The organism is Salegentibacter sp. T436 (genome assembly GCF_001932675.1).
Classification (GTDB): Bacteria; Bacteroidota; Bacteroidia; order Flavobacteriales; family Flavobacteriaceae; genus Salegentibacter; species Salegentibacter agarivorans.
The window spans coordinates 675,746-696,096 of record NZ_CP012872.1; the positions used below are offsets into that span (position 1 = coordinate 675,746).

The 20,351-nt window shown below is 37.0% G+C and carries 19 protein-coding genes; 15 read left to right on the forward strand and 4 right to left on the reverse strand.

Annotated features, from left to right (window positions below; all coding sequences use genetic code 11):
• Nucleotides 1-122 precede the first annotated feature (122 nt).
• The 3 genes from metG to AO058_RS02915 all read left to right on the forward strand — a co-directional run bounded on the left by metG (nucleotide 123) and on the right by AO058_RS02915 (nucleotide 5,119).
• Nucleotides 123-2,210, forward strand: a complete 2,088-nt coding sequence (metG, locus tag AO058_RS02905) for a methionine--tRNA ligase (protein WP_075325151.1) — start codon at nucleotides 123-125, stop codon at nucleotides 2,208-2,210.
• Between the two features lie 64 nt (nucleotides 2,211-2,274).
• On the forward strand, nucleotides 2,275-3,177 hold the full coding sequence (locus AO058_RS02910; protein ID WP_075325152.1) for a histone deacetylase family protein: 903 nt from the start codon (nucleotides 2,275-2,277) through the stop codon (nucleotides 3,175-3,177).
• A 163-nt stretch (nucleotides 3,178-3,340) separates the two neighbouring features.
• Nucleotides 3,341-5,119, forward strand: a complete 1,779-nt coding sequence (locus AO058_RS02915; RefSeq protein ID WP_075325153.1) for a glycoside hydrolase family 9 protein — start codon at nucleotides 3,341-3,343, stop codon at nucleotides 5,117-5,119.
• A 94-nt stretch (nucleotides 5,120-5,213) separates the two neighbouring features.
• On the opposite strand, the gene AO058_RS02920 is transcribed toward AO058_RS02915, so the two are convergent.
• Nucleotides 5,214-5,546, reverse strand: a complete 333-nt coding sequence (locus AO058_RS02920) for a single-stranded DNA-binding protein (protein WP_075325154.1) — start codon at nucleotides 5,544-5,546, stop codon at nucleotides 5,214-5,216.
• Between the two features lie 200 nt (nucleotides 5,547-5,746).
• Between AO058_RS02920 and AO058_RS02925 the strand changes: the two genes are divergently transcribed.
• The 10 genes from AO058_RS02925 (at nucleotide 5,747) to AO058_RS02970 (ending at nucleotide 12,049) form a co-directional block, all read left to right on the forward strand.
• Nucleotides 5,747-6,292 (forward strand): sugar O-acetyltransferase, encoded by a 546-nt coding sequence (locus tag AO058_RS02925; protein WP_232228882.1) that lies wholly within the window; start codon nucleotides 5,747-5,749, stop codon nucleotides 6,290-6,292.
• An 86-nt stretch (nucleotides 6,293-6,378) separates the two neighbouring features.
• Nucleotides 6,379-6,783 carry a hypothetical protein gene (locus AO058_RS02930; protein WP_075325155.1) on the forward strand — a complete coding sequence of 135 codons (405 nt, stop codon included), beginning with the start codon at nucleotides 6,379-6,381 and terminating at the stop codon, nucleotides 6,781-6,783.
• Between the two features lie 100 nt (nucleotides 6,784-6,883).
• Nucleotides 6,884-7,498, forward strand: coding sequence for a hypothetical protein (locus AO058_RS02935; RefSeq protein ID WP_075325156.1), 615 nt, complete (start codon nucleotides 6,884-6,886; stop codon nucleotides 7,496-7,498).
• Between the two features lie 67 nt (nucleotides 7,499-7,565).
• Nucleotides 7,566-8,762, forward strand: coding sequence for a vWA domain-containing protein (locus AO058_RS02940; RefSeq protein ID WP_075325157.1), 1,197 nt, complete (start codon nucleotides 7,566-7,568; stop codon nucleotides 8,760-8,762).
• Nucleotides 8,763-8,847: 85 nt separating this feature from the next.
• Entirely contained in the window at nucleotides 8,848-9,483 is a 636-nt protein-coding gene (locus tag AO058_RS02945; protein ID WP_075325158.1) for a hypothetical protein, read from the forward strand.
• Between the two features lie 39 nt (nucleotides 9,484-9,522).
• Nucleotides 9,523-9,888, forward strand: coding sequence for a cupin domain-containing protein (locus tag AO058_RS02950; protein ID WP_057482536.1), 366 nt, complete (start codon nucleotides 9,523-9,525; stop codon nucleotides 9,886-9,888).
• Between the two features lie 145 nt (nucleotides 9,889-10,033).
• A complete protein-coding gene (locus AO058_RS02955; RefSeq protein WP_075325159.1) occupies nucleotides 10,034-10,651 on the forward strand; it encodes a DEAD/DEAH box helicase in 618 nt (205 codons plus the stop codon).
• Nucleotides 10,652-10,718: 67 nt separating this feature from the next.
• Complete coding sequence (locus tag AO058_RS02960; RefSeq protein ID WP_177195717.1) at nucleotides 10,719-11,099, forward strand: DUF4174 domain-containing protein; 381 nt, start codon at nucleotides 10,719-10,721, stop codon at nucleotides 11,097-11,099.
• Between the two features lie 122 nt (nucleotides 11,100-11,221).
• On the forward strand, nucleotides 11,222-11,569 hold the full coding sequence (locus AO058_RS02965) for a hypothetical protein (protein WP_075325161.1): 348 nt from the start codon (nucleotides 11,222-11,224) through the stop codon (nucleotides 11,567-11,569).
• A gap of 54 nt (nucleotides 11,570-11,623) precedes the next feature.
• Nucleotides 11,624-12,049 (forward strand): putative quinol monooxygenase, encoded by a 426-nt coding sequence (locus AO058_RS02970; RefSeq protein ID WP_093305638.1) that lies wholly within the window; start codon nucleotides 11,624-11,626, stop codon nucleotides 12,047-12,049.
• 18 nt (nucleotides 12,050-12,067) lie between these two features.
• On the opposite strand, the gene AO058_RS02975 is transcribed toward AO058_RS02970, so the two are convergent.
• The gene (locus AO058_RS02975; protein WP_075325162.1) at nucleotides 12,068-12,535 is read right to left on the reverse strand and encodes a CBS domain-containing protein; all 468 of its coding nucleotides are present in this window, start codon (nucleotides 12,533-12,535) and stop codon (nucleotides 12,068-12,070) included.
• A gap of 136 nt (nucleotides 12,536-12,671) precedes the next feature.
• Here AO058_RS02975 and AO058_RS02980 point away from each other — a divergent pair, with 136 nt between their 5' ends.
• Together AO058_RS02980 and AO058_RS02985 are read left to right on the forward strand one after the other, a co-directional pair.
• Nucleotides 12,672-14,987: a M28 family peptidase gene (locus AO058_RS02980; protein ID WP_075325163.1), complete on the forward strand. Its 2,316-nt coding sequence runs from the start codon at nucleotides 12,672-12,674 to the stop codon at nucleotides 14,985-14,987.
• Between the two features lie 176 nt (nucleotides 14,988-15,163).
• Nucleotides 15,164-15,964 (forward strand): NAD(P)H-binding protein, encoded by an 801-nt coding sequence (locus tag AO058_RS02985; protein ID WP_075325164.1) that lies wholly within the window; start codon nucleotides 15,164-15,166, stop codon nucleotides 15,962-15,964.
• Between the two features lie 122 nt (nucleotides 15,965-16,086).
• On the opposite strand, the gene AO058_RS02990 is transcribed toward AO058_RS02985, so the two are convergent.
• Entirely contained in the window at nucleotides 16,087-16,626 is a 540-nt protein-coding gene (locus AO058_RS02990) for an outer membrane beta-barrel protein (RefSeq protein ID WP_075325165.1), read from the reverse strand.
• A 282-nt stretch (nucleotides 16,627-16,908) separates the two neighbouring features.
• Nucleotides 16,909-20,292 carry a transcription-repair coupling factor gene (gene mfd, locus AO058_RS02995; protein ID WP_075325166.1) on the reverse strand — a complete coding sequence of 1,128 codons (3,384 nt, stop codon included), beginning with the start codon at nucleotides 20,290-20,292 and terminating at the stop codon, nucleotides 16,909-16,911.
• Nucleotides 20,293-20,351 lie beyond the last annotated feature (59 nt).

Here is a 20,351-nt window from a genome sequence, read left to right on the forward strand (position 1 = left end):
CGAATTAAATTTAAAGGCTAAATTGAGGAACATTTCCTATAGACGCCTTCTGTTTTACAAGAATTTAACGCGTATTTTTAAGGAGTTGCTTACCTTTGCGCCCTCAATAAATTTTAAGATAAATGAATAATACTCCACAGCGATACACTATTACCGCAGCATTACCATACACCAACGGCCCCATACATATTGGCCATCTTGCAGGTGTTTATGTTCCAGCCGATATTTATGCCCGTTATTTACGAATGCAGGGCAATGATGTGGCTTTTGTTTGCGGAAGTGATGAGCACGGAGTTCCTATTACCATAAAAGCAAAGAAAGAAGGCGTTACGCCGCAGGATATCGTTGACAAGTACGATGGAATTATCAGGAAATCTTTCGAAGATTTTGGCGTTTCTTTTAATAATTACTCAAGAACTTCAGCTAAAGTACATCACGATACCGCTTCGGCATTTTTCAAAAAGATGTATGAAGATGGGAAGTTTATTGAAGAAACCACCCAACAACTTTACGACGAAAAAGCAGGACAATTCCTGGCCGATAGGTTTGTAACCGGAACCTGCCCAAAATGCGGAAACGAGGAGGCCTATGGCGACCAATGTGAAAGCTGCGGAACTTCGCTAAACGCCACAGATCTTATTAATCCAAAATCGGCAATTACCGGTGAAGTACCCACTTTAAAAGAAACCCGTCACTGGTTTTTACCTTTAGATCAATACCAGGAATGGTTAGATGAGTGGATCGTAAAAGGGCACGCTCACGACTGGAAAAGCAATGTTCACGGGCAGGTGAAATCCTGGTTAAACGATGGTTTGCGCGCAAGAGCCGTAACTCGTGATTTGGATTGGGGAATTCCTGTCCCTGTAGAAGGTGGTGCCGGTAAAGTACTTTACGTTTGGTTTGATGCGCCAATTGGCTACATTTCTTCTACCAAAGAATGGGCAGAACGCGAAGGCAAGGACTGGGAGCCTTACTGGAAAGACGAAAACACGAAACTTGTACACTTTATAGGAAAAGATAACATTGTTTTTCACTGTATTATTTTCCCTGTGATGCTGAAAGCACACGGCGAATACATCTTGCCAGAAAATGTTCCGGCAAACGAATTCCTTAATTTAGAAGGAAAAAAACTTTCTACCTCCAAAAACTGGGCAGTCTGGTTGCACGAATACCTGGAAGATTTTCCAAACCAGCAGGATGTTTTGCGCTATGTTTTAACTGCAAACGCTCCTGAAGCCAAAGACAATGATTTTACCTGGAAAGATTTCCAGGCCAGGAATAATAATGAATTGGTAGCTATTTTCGGGAATTTTATTAATCGCGTAGTTGTACTAACCAATAAATATTACTCCGGAATTGTTCCAAAACCTAATGATTATTCTGAAGTGGACGAGCAAACCATTGCCGAGCTAAAAGCCTATCCGGCGGTTATTGCAAGTTCTATTGAAAAATACCGTTTCCGCGAAGCGCAAGGTGAATTAATGAATTTAGCCAGATTAGGAAACAAATATTTAGCCGATGAGGAACCCTGGAAACTCATTAAAACCGATGAAGAACGTGTAAAAACAGTGATGTATGTGGCATTACAAATCGCATCAGCGCTAGCTACTTTAAGCGAACCATTTTTACCATTTTCTTCAGCGAAACTTCAAAAAATGCTGAATTTCACCGATGCTGAAAGTCAACTTTCCGGCAAGGAATATTCACAATGGGATAAGATCGCTACACGTGATTCTTTACTCCCCGCGGGGCACCAAATTGGAAAAGCAGAATTGCTTTTCAGCAAAATAGAAGATGCCCAAATGCAGCAACAATTAGACAAACTGGAAGCCACAAAAACTGCTAATGCAGCCGAAAACAATAAGGTAGAACCTCAAAAAGAAACTGCTAGTTTTGAAGATTTCACCAAAATGGATTTGCGTGTAGGAACTATTATTGAAGCCCATAAGATGCCTAAAACCAAAAAATTAATGGTGATAAAAGTAGACACCGGTCTGGATCAAAGAACGGTAGTTTCAGGAATCGCTGAGCATTATAAGGCAGAAGAAATTCTTGGTAAAAAAGTGACTGTTTTGGCCAATTTAGCACCAAGAAAACTGCGTGGTGTAGAAAGTGAAGGAATGATTTTAATGACAGAAAATTCAGCCGGAAAACTGGTTTTTGTAAATCCAGATGAAGATGGTGTAGAACCGGGCGCAACGATAAATTAGTTGTTTTACTCAAATAATAAAAAACCTCACAGGTTTCAAAACCTGTGAGGTTTACTCTTTATAAATGCTCAAAATCGCCTACCATCCTATCTACAAACATCCTTTACCTGAAGGTCACCGTTTCCCGATGGAAAAATATGAATTGCTGCCAAGGCAATTACTTCACGAAGGAACCTGTAGCGCAGAAAATTTCTTTGAGCCGGAATTTCCAACCGATAAATATATTCTAAAAGCTCACGATGCTGATTATTTTGAACGCTTACGTGATTTAAAACTTAGCACCAGGGAAATTAGAAAAAGTGGCTTTCCACTTTCCGAAGCTTTAGTGAAACGGGAAATGATCATCGCCGATGGTACGATGAAAGCCGTGCATTATTCCCTGGAACATGGAATTGCTTTTAATATTGCCGGAGGTACTCATCACGCTTATTCTAACCGGGCCGAAGCATTTTGCTTACTTAACGACCAGGCAATTGCCGCAAGATATCTTCAGTATAAAAATTTAGCTGAAAAAATTCTTATTGTAGACCTGGATGTTCACCAGGGAAATGGAACAGCAGAGATCTTTCAGGATGATTCTTCGGTTTTTACTTTTTCTATGCACGGAAAAGGTAATTATCCGTTCAAAAAAGAAAAGTCAGATCTCGATATTGAAGTCCCCGACGGCAGTGGTGATATTGAATATCTAAAACTACTAAAAGAGACATTACCTGATTTAATAGAAAAACAAAAACCAGATTTTATCTTTTACTTAAGCGGTGTTGATATTTTAGAGAGTGATAAACTCGGCCTACTCTCCTGCACGGTAAATGGCTGCAAAGAAAGAGACAGGTTTGTTTTGCAAACCTGCTACGATTTAAACATTCCGGTTCAATGCAGTATGGGTGGCGGTTATTCTAAAGAAATTAGGGTGATTATTGAAGCCCATGCTAATACTTACCGACTGGCTAAAGAAATTTACTTTTAGCAAAATTTGCCGTTTTAAAAAATTCACTTTCCGCTTTTTAATTACCAGGAAATTTTTAGCAATTTCAATAGAAAAATAAAACAGGTGATGGAAAAATGCTTTAGGAGCATTAACTTTAGTATCGGTTAATTCAATATAATTATATCCATTTTAAATCTAAGTTATGAGGCTTGCAACAATATTCCTGATTCCAATTTTATGTTTTCTTCTGAATATTTCAGCATTTGCCCCATTAAATCAAGAAAGTTCAGGTTCAGATAAAATCAGGATCAACCAGGTTGGATTCTATCCTACAGGCCAAAAAATAGCGATTGTTGTAACTTCAGAAGCTACCAATTTTTCAATTCTTACAGCAGATAAAAAGAATGAAGTGTTTTCAGGCAAACTTAGCGATGCGAAAAAATGGCCACATAGTAAAGAAACCGTAAAACAAGCTGATTTTTCTTCCGTGGAAATCTCAGGAGAGTATGTATTACAAGTTCCCGGAATTGGTACCAGCCATCCTTTTCATATAGACGAAAATGTACATTTTGAGCCAGCAAAAGCAAGTATGAAGGCTTTTTATTTTCAGCGAGCTTCTACTGCTTTACCCGAAGAATATGCCGGAAAATGGGCGAGAGAAGCCGGCCATCCAGACGACAAGGTGAAAATCCATAATTCTGCCGCTTCAGAGAATAGACCGGCTGGATCTACTATTTCAAGCCCCCGAGGATGGTATGACGCAGGAGATTTTGGAAAGTATATTGTAAACAGCGGAATTACCATGGGGACTTTGTTATCGCTTTATGAAGATTTCCCGGAATACCTGGACACACTTAATTTAAATATTCCAGAAAGCGAGAACAATATTCCCGATTTTCTTGACGAAACATTGTACAATCTAAGATGGATGATGACAATGCAGGATAAAGACGGGGGTGTTTATCACAAGCTTACCAGCGCGAATTTTCACAGCGCGGTTGCGCCAAAAGATGCTACACTTCAGCGATGGGTAGTACAAAAAAGTACAGCAGCTACTTTAGATTTTGCTGCAGTAACTGCACAGGCAACAAGAATTTTCGAAGATTATAAAGATGAATTACCAGGATTATCAGATTCGCTTTTGGTGATGAGCGAAAAAGCTTATCGCTGGGCGAAAGAAAACCCCGATGTAATTTACCAGCAGGAAACATTAAAAGATCCTGAAATAAACACCGGAGCCTATGGAGATCGAAATTTTAAAGATGAATTGCAATGGGCTGCCACAGAACTTTTCATAACCACAGGAAAGAAAGATTATTACCAGGAAGCTGGGCTGGAAAACCGTTTAGGACTTAACTTTGGAATTCCCGCCTGGCCAAATGTGAATACGCTTGCTCTCTACTCTCTTGCCAGGCACAGGAAAAATTATAAGAATAGTGAGCTTGTAAATATTCATGCCATAATTGAGCAGCTTACCCAAATGGCCAATAATCTGGTAACTTCTTCAAAAAGTTCTGCTTATGCGATTCCAATTGGAATAAATGAATCAGATTTTGTTTGGGGAAGTAACTCCACCGCAGCAAATCAGGGAATACTACTTTTAAATGTATACGAAATAACAGGCGACAGGAAATATCTTGATGCTGCAAATAGCAATTTGGATTACCTGCTGGGAAGAAATGCCACGGGCTTTTCTTTTTTAACCGGTTTTGGCGAGAAATCTACAAGAGATCCGCATCACAGACCTTCTGAAGCTGACGATAATGAAGATCCGGTACCCGGACTTTTAGCCGGGGGCCCAAACCCCGGGCAACAAGACAAAAATGAATGTGCAGAGAAATACACGGCTGCGCATAAGCATCCTGCAACTTCATATATTGATAACCGTTGTAGTTATGCCAGTAATGAAATCGCAATTAACTGGAATGCTCCTTTTGTATATCTTGCCAATGCTATAGAGGCAATACAAAAGACAAAATAAAGTGGTTATTATCTTTTTAAAGAAAATAACCACTTTTGCTCCACCTTAGCATTTGTACTCTTTTATAATTCTGAGAAATAAGAACCAAATCAGATTATTTTCCCATTAAAAGCAATTCATTACAAACTACTTCGGTTATATAGCGCTTGTTCCCGTCTTTATCATCCCAGCTTCGGTTGGTGAGTTTTCCCTCTATTCCAACTTCCTTGCCTTTATTTATATATTTTTCAACCAGCTCTGCGGTTTTCCCCCAGGCTACAATGTTATGCCATTGCGTATCGGTTATGCGTTCGCCATTTCCGTTTTTGTAACTTTCATTTGTAGCTACCGAGAATTTAGCTAGTTTTTTACCCGATTCCAGGTTTTCGATTTCAGGCTCTCTCCCAACATTCCCGATCAACTGTACTTTGTTTCTAATAGTGCTCATAACGTATTAATTTAAAAAGCTGAAAATCGTTAGTTCATTTCAACAGGACAAACATAGCACAGTCTTTTAGTAGTAATCGTCTGGTAATTATTTGTTTACGTTTAAATACGTTTGTAAACGTTTGGAAATGAATCAAGCAATCGGAAATTTTTTGTAATATTAAATTTCAATTAAGACTTACCATGACCGAAAAATAAAAAATGCTTTCAGGCCAATTATACCTGGGCTCAGATAAAGAAATTGCAAAAGACAGGTATAATGCAAGGCTCATATTTCAAAAAGCAAATAAGTTAGGGGAAGAAAAAGCAGATGAAAGAATCAAGCTCTTCTACTCCTTATTTAGAAAAGCTGGTAAAGATCTTTGGATAGAGCCGCCGTTTTATTGTGATTACGGATATAACATAAAAATGGGCGACCAGGTTTTTATGAATTTTAATTGCTGCATTTTAGATGTTGTGGAAGTGAATATTGGAAACAACGTATTTTTAGCGCCCAACGTAAATATTTATACCGCAACGCATCCCTTAGATGCCAAAACTCGAGATTCGCTTTTAGAATATGGCAAACCGGTTACTATTGGCAATAGCGTGTGGATAGGCGGCGGTGCAACCATTTGTCCGGGAGTTAATATTGGCGCAGGGAGTGTAATTGCCGCCGGAGCAGTAGTAGTAAATGATGTTCCTCCAAACGTACTGGTGGGTGGAAATCCGGCTAAAATCATTAAAACATTAGATAATAATCAATAGAATTATAAAATTTATATATTATTGTAATAATTATTAAAAAATCATCATTTTCAATATAATTTCATAAAATTCATCAATCAAATAGAATGTACAAAAAATCACTCTTTTTAGCTTTCACCGTGTTTTTCGTAGCAAATTCTTATAGTCAATTAAATGTAAGCTACCATCAATCTAACCTTCCTTTTATTGGTATAGGCTACGATATAAATGAGCGCCTTACTCCAGAATTAAGACTGGGCACCGATCAATTTATTTCAGATTTATCAGTAGAAGCTGTGATTACCCATAAATTTCTGAAAAAAGAAAATTACGATTTTTATGCGGGCCTGGGATATAGAGTTAACGCTTTTGAAGGACTTGTAGCACCCGTTGGACTTAACTTTTACCCGTTTAACGAGAAAAAATTCGGTTTTCACATAGAAGCTGCTCCTATTCTATTTGATGCCGATATACTTAGAGGGAGTTTTGGGATACGCTACCGCTTTCTTTAAATCCGTAAAATTCTTACTGCGGAGAATTAGCAAACTATTTCTGAGCACGCTCCTAAAGCAAGCTTAAAAACATTCAAATCTCAATTATCAAATAAAATTTATGAGAAAAATCACAATAATTATCTTGTTTTTTCTAGTTGCTACACTTGACGGGAAATCACAAAATTTGGAAGTCGGGTTTGGACTGGGAACAGGTTCCGCATATATGTTTGAGAATGCCGATAATAATATTGATATTGATTACTCGCTACCCTTTAGTTCATATCTTGATCTAAAATATTCGAAACCTGATTCTTATTTCGGACTTAAACTTAAATTACAATATTTAAACTCCGCAATTGAAGGCAGAAATTGGAAAAGTTCTAATGAACCTATTGATGGCGATGTTACTTCACTAACTTCTATGATTCTGTTAGAGCACCTTAAAGAAAATAGCAAATGGAATTTTGGCTATAACTTTGGTTTTGGCTATACCCACCAGGAATTCAGACAGGATTTAATTAATTTATCTCCAGTAGTTGATCGTAATTTTATGAGTGTCAGTTTTTCCGGAATTATTAGTTCTAAGCTAAATAACAATTTAGCCCTGCAATTAGAACCCACTTTACTTTGGACTGATCTTGTAGGTTCGTTCAGAGAAAGCGATAAATGGCAAATTGGCGGGGAAGATGTCAGCATTTTAATGCAAATAGGAATTAAATATAAAATTCATTAGCATCCCCACGCAACCTTTTTAATGTTTTCGCATCTAATTACAGAAAGAACTACTAAATTCAAATAAGATGGGTAAATTTATTAAAATATGCTTAGCTCTAATACTTTTCTGCTCTATTGGCTGCAGCGAAGATTCTTTAAGTGAATCAACAGAGGAAACGGGAGAAGCAGTAAGAAATTCTTTTGATGGAGCTTCTTCTGAAGGTACTGGAGAACCAGACAACGGGAACGGTGATTCCGATTCCTCTGGTATGATAACTGCAGGAGAATGGAACGACCTTGAAAACTGGAACTTTTGGCTTGAATTAAAAAACACCCAGGATTTTGGCGAAAAACTAAACCATTGGGATTTTTTCTTTAATAACCGGATTTCAGTTTCTATACAAAATATGAGTGCACTGCCTGTTATAGATGCCGTTATAGAATTAAAAAACGAACAGGCTAACACAACCTGGTCTGCCAAATCTGATAATAATGGAAAGGCTGAGTTATGGATAAATCCTTTTGAAAATTCCTCAAATTTCAGTCTAAGCAATTATTCGCTATGGGTAAATGGCGAAAAGATTAATACTACTTTAAAAGGAATTGGCCAGGGGATTAATGAGATTCAAATAAAAAACACCGAGGTAGTCCCAACCAATGTGGAAATTGCATTTATTGTAGATGCTACCGGCTCCATGGCAGACGAGTTAGAGTTTCTAAAAGATGACTTGAAGAGCATTATTCAAAAAGTTGAAAATTCAAATTCTAATCTTGATATTTTCACATCCTCGGTTTTTTACCGCGATACTGAAGATGAATACCTTGTAAGACATTCAGGTTTTTCAAGTGATATAAATACCACTTTAAGTTTTATTAATAACCAATCTGCAAATGGTGGTGGCGATTTTCCAGAAGCCGTACATACCGCTTTAAATACAACATTAAACGAGCTACAATGGTCTACCAGCGCCCGCACCCGTTTGGCTTTCTTAATATTAGATGCCCCACCACATCATAATCAACAGGTTATTGCTGATATTCAAAATTCAATAAAAAAAGCAGCTGAAAAAGGAATTAAACTTATACCTGTTACCGCAAGCGGAATTGATAAAAAAACTGAATTCCTTATGCGTTACTTCTCCATGGCTACCAATAGCACTTATGTTTTTATTACTAATCACAGTGGCATAGGCAATGATCATATTGAACCCTCTATAGGCGAATATGAAGTAGAATTTTTAAATGAATTATTAATAAGATTAATTACTAAGTATTCTGAATAACAGCTACTAAGCTATACCTTCAAAATTCCTAAATAACTGTAGAGGTTGCTATTCTCTTTAAGAAAGCTTTTCTTGTAAAAAAAAGATGCCACAAGAAGAACCCAAAGTTTGGTATGCCTGTTATGGTTCCAATTTATTAAAAGAGCGTTTTAGCTGTTATATTAGTGGTGGTCGCCCTGCCAATGCCAAACGCGTTTATCCCGGTTGCACCAATAAAACCCTGCCTGAAAAATCTAAAGGAATCACTATAAATGGCGAACTTTATTTCGCTAAATCTTCAAAAACCTGGAGTGGCGGTGGCGCCGGATTTATAAAATCTGACTTTGATAAAAATATAAAAACCCTGGGTAGAATGTACCTCATCACCCAGCAGCAATTTGTTGATTTGGTACAACAGGAAATAAAATTTGAAGGCGATTTTGATATAGATCTCCAACACGTAATTAAAAATCGTAGCCTGGATATGAAAAATAATTCCTGGTACGGGAAGATCATTTATCTGGGTGAAGATGAAAATTGCCCAATCTTCACTTTTACTAATGAAGATTATTTAAAAGAGGAAATAAATTCCCCACACGAATTTTACCTAAAAATAATTATTGACGGCCTTAAAGAAACCTACCAAATGAGTGAGGCCGAAATTGAAACTTATTTAAAGACCAAAGAAGGAATTAAAGGTTTCCCCATTGAAGCTAAATTACCACAGCTTATTAAAAACTGAACGTAATTTTCCTATTTTTAATTAGTTAACCCTAAACTTATGAAACCTGAAAAAGTAAATTTAAAAGATAAATTCGAGTTGTTTAATGAGCACTGGACGCCTAAAATTATTGGCGAACTCAACGGGCAACAGGTAAAACTCGCGAAATTAAAAGGGGAATTTGTTTGGCACGATCATAAAGAGGAAGATGAAATGTTCCTGGTTATTAAAGGAAGTCTAAAGATTGAATTTCGAGATAAAACTATTCGCTTAAATGAAGGCGAAATGTATATTGTCCCAAGAGGTGTTGAGCATAACCCTGTAGCTGAAGAGGAAGCCTGGATTTTACTTTTTGAGCCTGCAAGTACCAAACATACCGGCGAAGTGAAAGATAAACTAAGCGTGGAAAATCAGGAATGGATTTGAAATCCTGCCCTTTTCCAACAAGTTTTCTAAAAGCAATAATGTTTTATAGCGCTTTAATTATAGGGAAAGTTATCTTTGTAAGCTTCAGAAGCTTTTGATATTTATATAGAAAGATTAAAACGTCGGTAGCTTTAAAACAAATCTTATGTCCTTTAAAAAACTGAATATTCCGCTTAAAGAAGCTTTGGAAAGACTGAAAATTGAAAATCCGCTTCCATTTCAAAAACAAATTTTACCCAAAATTAAAAGCGGAAGAGATCTTTTTATCGTTGCTCCTGAAGGTTCCGGAAAAACTACCGCACTTGTAATTAGCACAATTCAGAAATTAGAAAGCGCAGCTTTTGAAGATGCTCCCAGAGCTTTGATTTTTGTTCAGAACAAAGAAGCTGCCCTGGCGCTGGAAGAAGAATTCAACAAATTCACAAAATACATGGACTTACGCGTTTATAGCGCGCATGACGCTCCCGATATCAGCAAACAAAAAGATGATATTTATGATGGTGTGGACATTGTGATCGCTACACCAAAAAAATTATTTCAGCTTTTTAAAATCACCGGCATCAATGTAAGTCAGTTAAAGATTCTTGCGGTAGAAGACGCCGAATTCTTAACCAAAAACAGCGATTATAACGATTTAATTAGGATTCCGCAGCATATTACAAAATGCCAATACCTGGTGTTTGCCTCTACGATGAATCCTAAAATTGAACGCCTAAAAGATTCTTTTATGGCTCGTGCCGAAATGCTTAGACTAAAGGTATAGCAGATTTTTCGTATTTTAGAATATGCTAAAATCTATAAGTTGTTTTATCTTAATTTTCTCTTTCGCTATGAATTTAAATGCGCAAGATCTTTCTAAACACCAATGGAAAGACCGACTAATTTTGATTGTAGCTGAACAGAAAAATGAAAAATTCCAGCAACAACTTACCGAACTTCAAAAACATCAACAAGGCTTAAACGAGCGAAAACTGGTAATCTACCAAATTTTACCTGAAAAATATACAACCGGATTTGAAGAAGAGAACTGGAAAAATTCTTCTGAGCTTTTTCAGAAATATAAAGCTGAAAAAAGCGATTTTCGGGTTATTCTAATCGGATTGGATGGCGGCGAAAAACTGGAACAAACCGAAGTGCTTTCCGCAGAAAAACTTTTTAATACTATAGATAGTATGCCGATGCGCCAAGCGGAAATACGGAAAAACAAGTAAGTATAACTCTACAAAAACCTGAATTTCAGTATTTTTTAAGCTTTTTATTTATATTTATTGTGAAAACAAAATTTAATTTCGAGTAAAGCCTGGAAATATTTAATCCTCGATTATCGCGTAGTATGCAAAAATCCTGTTTGGAATGTGGCGAAAAAATTGTAGGTCGCGTAGATAAGAAATTCTGCAGCGATTATTGTCGCAATGCACACCATAACAACCTCAACAAAGACAGGAAAAACCTGGTTAGAAACGTCAATAACCTGCTTCGCAAAAATTACCGAATTTTAGAAGAATTCAATCCAAACGAAAAAACCACGATTAGTAAAAATAAATTACTCGCCCGTGGTTTCAATTTTGAATATTTTACCAGCATCTATACAACCAAAACCGGTAAGGTCTATTATTTTGTGTACGACCAGGGATATCTTCCTTTAGAAAATGGAATTTACGCTTTAGTTAAACGCAGTTAACCACACACTATTACATAGTGCATTTCCCGATAGGGATTTCAAAATTAATACTAAATGAAATTTATAAAATCGGCATTTACGATTCTATCTTTAATTTTTTTAATCTACTCTTGTGGTTCTCAAAATAAGATGAAAAATACTCCGCAAACAGATGAAATGCTTATCAGGATTTCTGAAATTAAAATAGAAGAGCAGTATCTTGAAGAGTATATAAAAATTTTAAAATATGAAGCTGAAGCTTCTGTTAGGTTAGAGCCAGGCGTTATTTCTATATACCCAATGTTTCAAAAGGAAGACCCTACCAAAATAAGAATATTAGAAATATATGCAGATAATGAAGCCTATAAAGCTCATCTGGAAACACCACATTTCAAAGAATATAAATCTTCAACACTTAATATGGTAGAATCCTTAAAGCTTATAGATATGGAAGCAATAGACGGGAAAACCATGTCAAAGATTTTTAAAAAGCTTGAATAATTAGTTTAAGCAAAGGTCTTAATCTCCCCAATTATTACTTTTTAAACGCACCGCTGCCCTAAGTACATCACTTTGGCTAATTTGCCCAATAAGTTTGCCGTGTTCCACAATTGGAAAACGCCTAAACCGTTTTTCAATAAATAGTTTTGCGGCATCCATCACATTCATATTTCCGTCTATGGTTTCCACATTACAAGTCATTCGCTTACCAATGGTAGTATCTTCTAAGGGCATATTGTAATACTGGCTGTCTGAAATTTGTTTCATACAATCCCCTTCAGAAATAAGCCCTACTAGTTTATTATTGTCATCTACCACACACCCACCAGATATTTTATGTTTGGTCAGTTTTTCGGCAACATCTAAAATATTTTCGTGTTCTTTAAAAGTAACCAGTGAGGTACTCATATAATCTCTAACCAACATGGGTGCGCTCTTCGGCTTCTCCGGTTCCGCCCTTTTTCCCTGAAAACTTTTAATACCCATAACTTAAATTTTTGATTACTAATAACTTAAATATAGGTAAAATTTAATTATTCTGAAAGCCTGCTTTCCTGTATTACTATTCCTTAAAATCTTAAGTATCTTTAAATCCTGTAAACCTTTTGTTTTTTTCTGAATTATGCTGAAGAATATACCTCGCTTTTTCTCTTTCATTTTTATTACCATTGCAGTTTGGTTTAGCTTTTACAGCAGCCAACCAAAAAATATTGAAGCTAAAGATGCGCCTGAAACCACTTTTTCTACCCAACGCGCTTTTAAACACGTGGAAGCGATTGCGCAGAAACCACATTATGTAGGGACTGAAGCTCATAGCCGCGTAAGAAATTATATTGTAGGCCAGTTACAGGTAATGGGCTTACAGGCGCAAACTCACGAAGATTATACGCTTACCAAAAGCGGCACGCTAGTGCGTCCTCAAAATATTTTAGCACGTTTAGAAGGCAACGGAAACGGTGAAGCTTTGGTGCTTATGACGCATTACGACAGTAATCCGCATTCTTCTCCCGGTGCCAGTGATGCCGGCAGCGGCGTGGGAACAATTTTAGAAGGAATTCGTACATTTTTAGCTGAAAATAAAAAGCACAAAAATGATATTATCATACTGTTTACCGATGCTGAAGAACTCGGTTTAAATGGCGCCGAACTTTTTATAAAAGATCATCCCTGGGCTAAAGATGCCAAACTTGCCCTTAATTTTGAAGCCCGCGGCAGTGATGGCGATTCTTTTATGTTCCTGGAAACAAATTCTGGAAATGCAGGGCTTATTAATTCTTTCAAAGAAGCCAATCCAGAATTTCTAGTTACGAATTCGCTGGTTTATAGCGTTTATAAAATGCTGCCTAACGACACCGATCTTACTGTTTTAAGGGAACAGGGAAATATCCCGGGTTATAATTTTGCATTTATAGACGATCATTTTGATTATCACACCGCGACTGACACCCCCAAAAACTTAGATAAAGAAACCTTAGCACATCAAGGCAGTTATTTAATGCCTCTACTCGATTATTTTAAAGATGCAGATTTAAGCGAAGTAAATGCGGAAAAAGAAGTATTGTTTTTTAATATTCCGGGCGGGGAAATAATCAGTTATCCGTTTTCCTGGATATTCCCAATGCTTATTCTCGCTTTTGTTTTGTTTTTTATCATTCTGGGCTATGGATTTTCCAAGGATCATCTTCAGCTAAAAGAAATTTCAAAGAGTATTATTCCGTTTATGGTGAGCCTGGCCTTTTCTGGCTTATTGGTTTTTCTACTTTGGAAATTTCTACTTTACAGCTACCCTGAATATTCAGAAATGGAACAGGGTTTTACCTATAACGGCTATTATTATATCGCTGCTTTTGTTTCATTAAGCTTACTCATTTCGTTTTTCACCTACTTCCGATTTAGACATATAGACAAAAAGGCGAATCTATTTGTTGTTCCACTATTTTTCTGGTTATTGCTTTGCACTTTGCTAGCATTCTTTTTAAAAGGCGCGGCATATTTTATAATCCCAGGCTTTTTCGGCTTACTGCAGCTATTTATTATGATGCGTCAGGAATCGCCAAATTCCTTATTAATGGCGTTCTTAAGCCTTCCGGCTGTATTTATTTTAGTGCCTTTTATAAAAATGTTTCCGGTAGCTTTAGGTCTGAAAATATTGTTTGTCTCAGCTTTACTCACCGTTTTATTATTTCAACTGCTGTTACCTGTTTTTGCCTATTTTAAAAGCAATAAAAAAATCGCGGTTTTATTCTTCTTAGTTTTCAATATTCTTTTAATTATCGCACATTTTAAAGCCGATTTCACCGAAGAACACCCTAAACCGAATTCGCTGGTGTATCTTTTTGATGCCGATAAAAATACTACCAATTGGTATTCTTACGATAAGATGCCAGACGAATGGACTGAAGCATATTTTGGAGAAGAACCATTAATTGCTCCTTCAGAAAATAAAACCTTTAGCAGCAAATACGGCTCAAATTTTACCTGGCGTGCCGAAGCTCCAAAAATTGATCTAAAATCGCCCGGCGTAATTTGGGAAAAAACCGATTCTACCACAGCTTTTAATTCCTATTCTCTGAAAATTGCTACCAACCGAAAAGCGGATAGAATAGAACTTTTTGCTGATAGAACCGTAGATTTTGAAAGTTTTAAAGTGAATGGTCTCGAAGCTGATTCTGTCGCGCTGGGAAGTAACGATTTTCATATTCACACCCGTAGATGGCACGACCGAATATTGACTTATCATATTTCGGGAAGGGATACTTTAAGATTGGAATTCAGTTTGAAAAAGGATAAAACACCAGAATTCACACTTTACGAGTCCAGTTATGATTTGCTTGAAAATCAAGATTTAAATGTAAAGCCCAGACCAGAAACTATGATTCCAAGGCCTTTTGTACTAAACGATGCTGTAATATTTAAGAAAACCATAAGTCCCGAGTAGGTTTTGGTTTTGTAGCTTTGAGGTTATTACTCGTCATCCTGAATTTATTTCAGGATCTAACTTGATAAGAAATCTTCTCATATTAGAAGCTGAAACAAGTTCAGCTTGACGAATACACGAATATTTTATTTAAAACTTAAAAACACCTCCCCTTTGGGGAGGCCGGGAGGGGCTTTATGAACATATCTATATTAGGAACCGGCTGGCTGGGATTGCCACTCGCAAAAAAGCTTAAAGAAGAGCACGTAGTAAAAGGCTCGGTAACCAGCCAGGAAAAAATGCAGCCATTGCGTGAGGCCGGCATTACGCCTTATCAGATTAAAATTTTTACAGAAGGCGTTCAGGGCGATCTTACTTCTTTCCTGGCGCATTCTGAATTGCTAATTATAGACATACCGCCCGGCCTTCGTGGCGATCCCGAAGCCGATTTCGTTGGTAAAATAGGCAGGATTATAGATTATATAGAAAAATCTCCGGTAGAAAAAGTGATTTTTGTGAGTTCTACTTCAGTCTATAAAGACGAAGAAAACTTCCCCGAATACACCGAAGAAAACGAAGCTAACGGAACTTCAGAAGCCGCTAAACAACTTATTTCTTCAGAACAAATGCTATTGAAAAATCAGCATTTTCAAACCACAGTTATTAGGTTCGGCGGATTAATTGGTCCGGGAAGACATCCTGTAAATTACCTTGCTAACAAAACCGGGATTAAAAATTCAAAAGCGCCGGTAAACCTTATTCAACAGGAAGATTGTATAGAAATCATAAATCAGATCATCAAGAAAGAAGCCTGGGGAAAAACTTTTAACGCAGCCTGTCCAGATCATCCAACTAAGGAAGATTATTACACGAAAACTGCAAAGGGAAAGAACTTAAATATTCCCTATTTTGACCAGAATGGAGTTTCTAAGGGCAAGAAAATAAGTTCGGTTAATTTAGGGGAAGTATTGGATTATCAATTTGAGAAGGAAATCTAGAGACCCTCTGAACCAGGCTGAAGATGGCGTAAATAAAAAACCTCACAGATTTTAAAAACCTGTAAGGTCTATATTGTAGAAAGGTTTTCCTTTCACTTCGGTTTAGCAAACTTGAGGTTTGGTTAGAACTTATAACCTACTCCTACCATCAAAGTATTTACTCCACTTTTAATATCTGTATCGTATTGTTCGGCAAATTCTATAGATTCGTCAGTATATCTATTGGTTAGTTCAATACCATAACGTGCCTCAATAAAGAAATCCTCGGTGATATGATAGCCTACACCAAATGCCGCATCTAAACCAAATTCGTTTGTAGTGGGAACATCTTCTAATACAATAGTTGCCTGAGGACCCGCTTGTAAATAAAAACCGGAATTTTCTATATAATACTGCACAAGAACCGGAATAGATAAGAAATCGGTTTCTTCTACATTAAAATAATTTACGGAAGGTTGAAGGTGCCAATTTTCGGTGAATTGAAAATCGGCTAAAAATCCTACATAAAAACCGGAACCGTCTGCAGAAACCTGTGTACCACCCTTGGCATTAGCTTCTACTTCAACATTTGTATATCCAGCCTGGATACCGAAATCTACATTTTGAGCAAAGGAGTTTAATCCCAGAAAAAGGAAGAAAACTAAAAAGAAATTTTTAATCATTTTGTTAGATAGTTTATGTTATAACTACAAACATAGTTTTTATTTGCTAAAACATTGAAAAAACCACAATATTTAGGTTTTAAAATGAATTTTTTTACTTATTTGAAGTGACTATTTAACAACATAGATTCTGAAACGAGTTCAGAATGACGTAAAAGCTCCTTCCCTTTTTAAGGGGAGGTGGCATTCCGAAGGAATGACGGAAGGGTTCAACCACCCCGGCCTATCGGCCACCCCTCCTTAAAAAGGAGGGTGACATTTTTTTTATTCCCGCTTCGGAGGTTAGGGGGCTTCAACCTCTTCTTCCTTAACCCTAAAATCCAGGGGCTGCAAAACTTTTAAAGCGCTTTCTATCGAATTGATCTTTTCAAAAGTTAAGAGCAATCGCAAGCCATTCCTGGTTTTCTTCTCTTTCATGGTGCATTTATGCTTATGCGTTTGTACATATTGCAGCACCTTGGTAAACGTATTGGTTTGATAAAATCTGGATTGCTGATCGGAAATAAAATAGCCTATCAATTTGCCTTGTTTTAATATGATCTTTTCCAGACCTATACTCGCCGCGATCCACTTTATACGAACACTATTAAGTAAATCTACCGCCTGGGTTGGTAATTCCCCAAAACGATCTACAAGCTCTGCTTCAAACTTTTGCAATTCTTCTTCTGAAGTAATTTTATTTAACTGTGTATATAAATTCAGTCTTTCAGTAATATTATTGATATAATCATCGGGGAAAAGAATCTCAAAATCGGTATCGATCTGCGCATCTTTTACAAAGGTTTTATCCTCTATATTTTCAGATTCATTATAAAGCTCCTGAAATTCATTTTCTTTTAATTCCTCAATCGCTTCATTTAAAATCTTCTGATAGGTATCAAAACCAATTTCGTTGATAAATCCGCTTTGTTCGCCACCCAGTAAGTCTCCGGCTCCACGAATTTCCAAATCTTTCATCGCGATATTAATTCCGCTTCCTAATTCAGAAAATTGCTCTAAAGCACTAATTCGTTTCCGAGCATCTTCAGTCATTACAGAATACGGTGGCGTTATAAAGTAACAAAAAGCCTTCTTGTTGCTTCGTCCTACTCTACCTCGCATTTGGTGAAGATCTGAAACCCCAAAATTATTCGCATTATTAATGAAAATAGTGTTCGCATTAGTAACATCAAGTCCGCTTTCCACGATCGTTGTTGAAACCAAAACGTCAAATTCACCATTGATAAAACTCAGCATCAGTTTTTCCAGCTTCTTGCCTTCCATCTGGCCGTGGCCTACACCAATCTTAGCATCTGGCACCACACGCTGAATCATTCCGGCGACTTCTTTAATATTTTCAATCCGGTTATGAATAAAGAAAACCTGTCCGCCCCGTTGAATTTCATAAGAAACCGCATCCCGAATAGTTTCTTCGGAAAAACGAATTACGTTAGTTTCAATTGGATAACGGTTTGGGGGCGGAGTGGTGATGGTAGATAAATCTCGCGCGGCCATTAAACTAAACTGAAGCGTTCTTGGAATAGGCGTTGCCGTTAATGTAAGTGTATCTACATTTTCCTTGATAGTTTTCAGTTTATCTTTTACCGAAACTCCAAATTTTTGTTCTTCATCTACGATCAGTAATCCAAGATCTTTAAATTTCACCGCTTTATTAACCAATTGGTGCGTACCAATCACAATATCTACTTTTCCATTTTCCAGATCGGCTAAAGTTTCTCGGCGTTCTTTAGCGGTTCTAAACCTATTTAAATAATCTACTGTTACCGGGAAATCTTTTAAACGTTCAGTGAAAGTTTCATGATGTTGAAACGCCAAAATAGTGGTTGGCACTAGAACAGCAACTTGTTTACCGTTATCTACCGCTTTAAAAGCTGCCCGAATAGCAACCTCTGTTTTCCCGAAACCAACATCCCCACAAACCAACCGATCCATAGGGCGCTCGTTTTCCATATCTTCTTTTACCGCCTGGGTTGCGGTACTTTGATCTGGCGTGTCTTCATACATAAAAGAGGCTTCCAGCTCGTGTTGTAAGTAAGAATCTGGGCCAAAGGCAAAGCCTTTTTGTAATCTTCGTTTTGCGTAAAGTTCAATTAAATTGTAGGCAATATGTTTAACACGCGCCTTGGTCTTTTGCTTTAGTTTCTTCCAGGCGTTACTTCCCAATTTAAAGATCTTGGGCTCTTTGCCATCCTTCCCGTTATATTTCGAAATTTTATGGAGAGAGTGAATGCTGACATATAAAATATCCCGCTCACCGTAGAAAAGCTTGATCGCTTCCTGCTTTTTTCCTTCTACATCAATTTTCTGAAGTCCGCCAAATTTCCCTATTCCATGGTCAATATGGGTTACATAATCACCCACTTCAAGATTACCGAGTTCCTTAAGCGTGATCGCCTGTTTTTTAGCATAACCATTCTTAAGATGAAACTTATGGTAGCGCTCAAAGATCTGGTGATCTGTGTAACAAACATTTTTTCCGGTTTCATCGATAAAACCCTGAAATAAAGCCAAAGTAATTGTTTGGTATTTTACTATACGTTCCTGATCATCGAAGATATCGTGGAACCGTTTGGCTTGCTGTTCACTTACGCAGAAGATATAATTTGTATACCCGTTTTCCTGATTTTCAATTAAGTTATCAATCAGTAAATCGAATTGCTTATTGAAAGAAGGCTGGGGTTTTGTTTGAAATTCTATACTTTTCTGAGCTTCTAAATAAGTCTGGTTACTCAATTCAACAACTGAAAAAAGCTCTAGCTGACTTTTAATTAACTGCCCATCACAAAACAGCTCTTTGGGTTCACTATGTTTTACATCTTCAGAAAGTTTATTAAAGGCTTCTTCTGCCTTGCTAAAAAGTTTATCGGCTTGCGCAGTGAGTAAATCGAGGTTTTTAACAAACACCACGGTTTTTTCTGAAATATATTTTAGAAAACTATCCCGTATTTCATCAAGGTGTTTATTTTCCACATTCGGCATCACCGAAATTTTCTTCACCTTATCTGTAGAAAGCTGGGTTTCTACATCAAAACTTCTGATGCTGTCTACTTCATCTCCAAAAAACTCGATACGGTAAGGCTCGTCGTTACTAAAGGAAAAAACATCTATAATCCCCCCACGTACTGAGAACTCGCCCGGTTCGGTTACAAAATCAACCCTTTTGAATTTATATTCGAATAAAACCTCGTTTACAAAATCTATAGAAAGTTCATCTTCTACAGAAATTTTTAGCGTGCTTCTATCCAGTTCTTTTCGGGTAACTACTTTTTCAAATAAAGCATCAGGATAGGTAACAATTATCGCTGGTTTTTTACGCGAATTAATTCGGTTTAAAACTTCGGCTCGTAATAATACATTTGCATTATCTGTTTCCTCAATTTGATATGGACGGCGGTAACTGCCGGGATAAAAAAGCACATTTTTTTCTCCTACCAGCTGCTCGAGATCGTTTAAATAATAAGCCGCTTCTTCCTTATCGTTAAAGATCAGCAAAAAGGGTTTTTCTGCTTCTTTAAACGCATTGGCTACAACAAAAGAAAAAGCAGAACCAACAAGTCCTTTAAGTTGAATTTTAGTCCGATTTTTTTCAGAAGAGACAAGGGAATCCCTCAATTCCTGCTGTTGCGAGGATTGTGCAAAGCTTTGGGCGATAATAGTTTTACTCATTGGCGCAAAGATAATTGCAGAAATTTTGTCCCGCAACCTCTCAACATTTTTTTAACGTT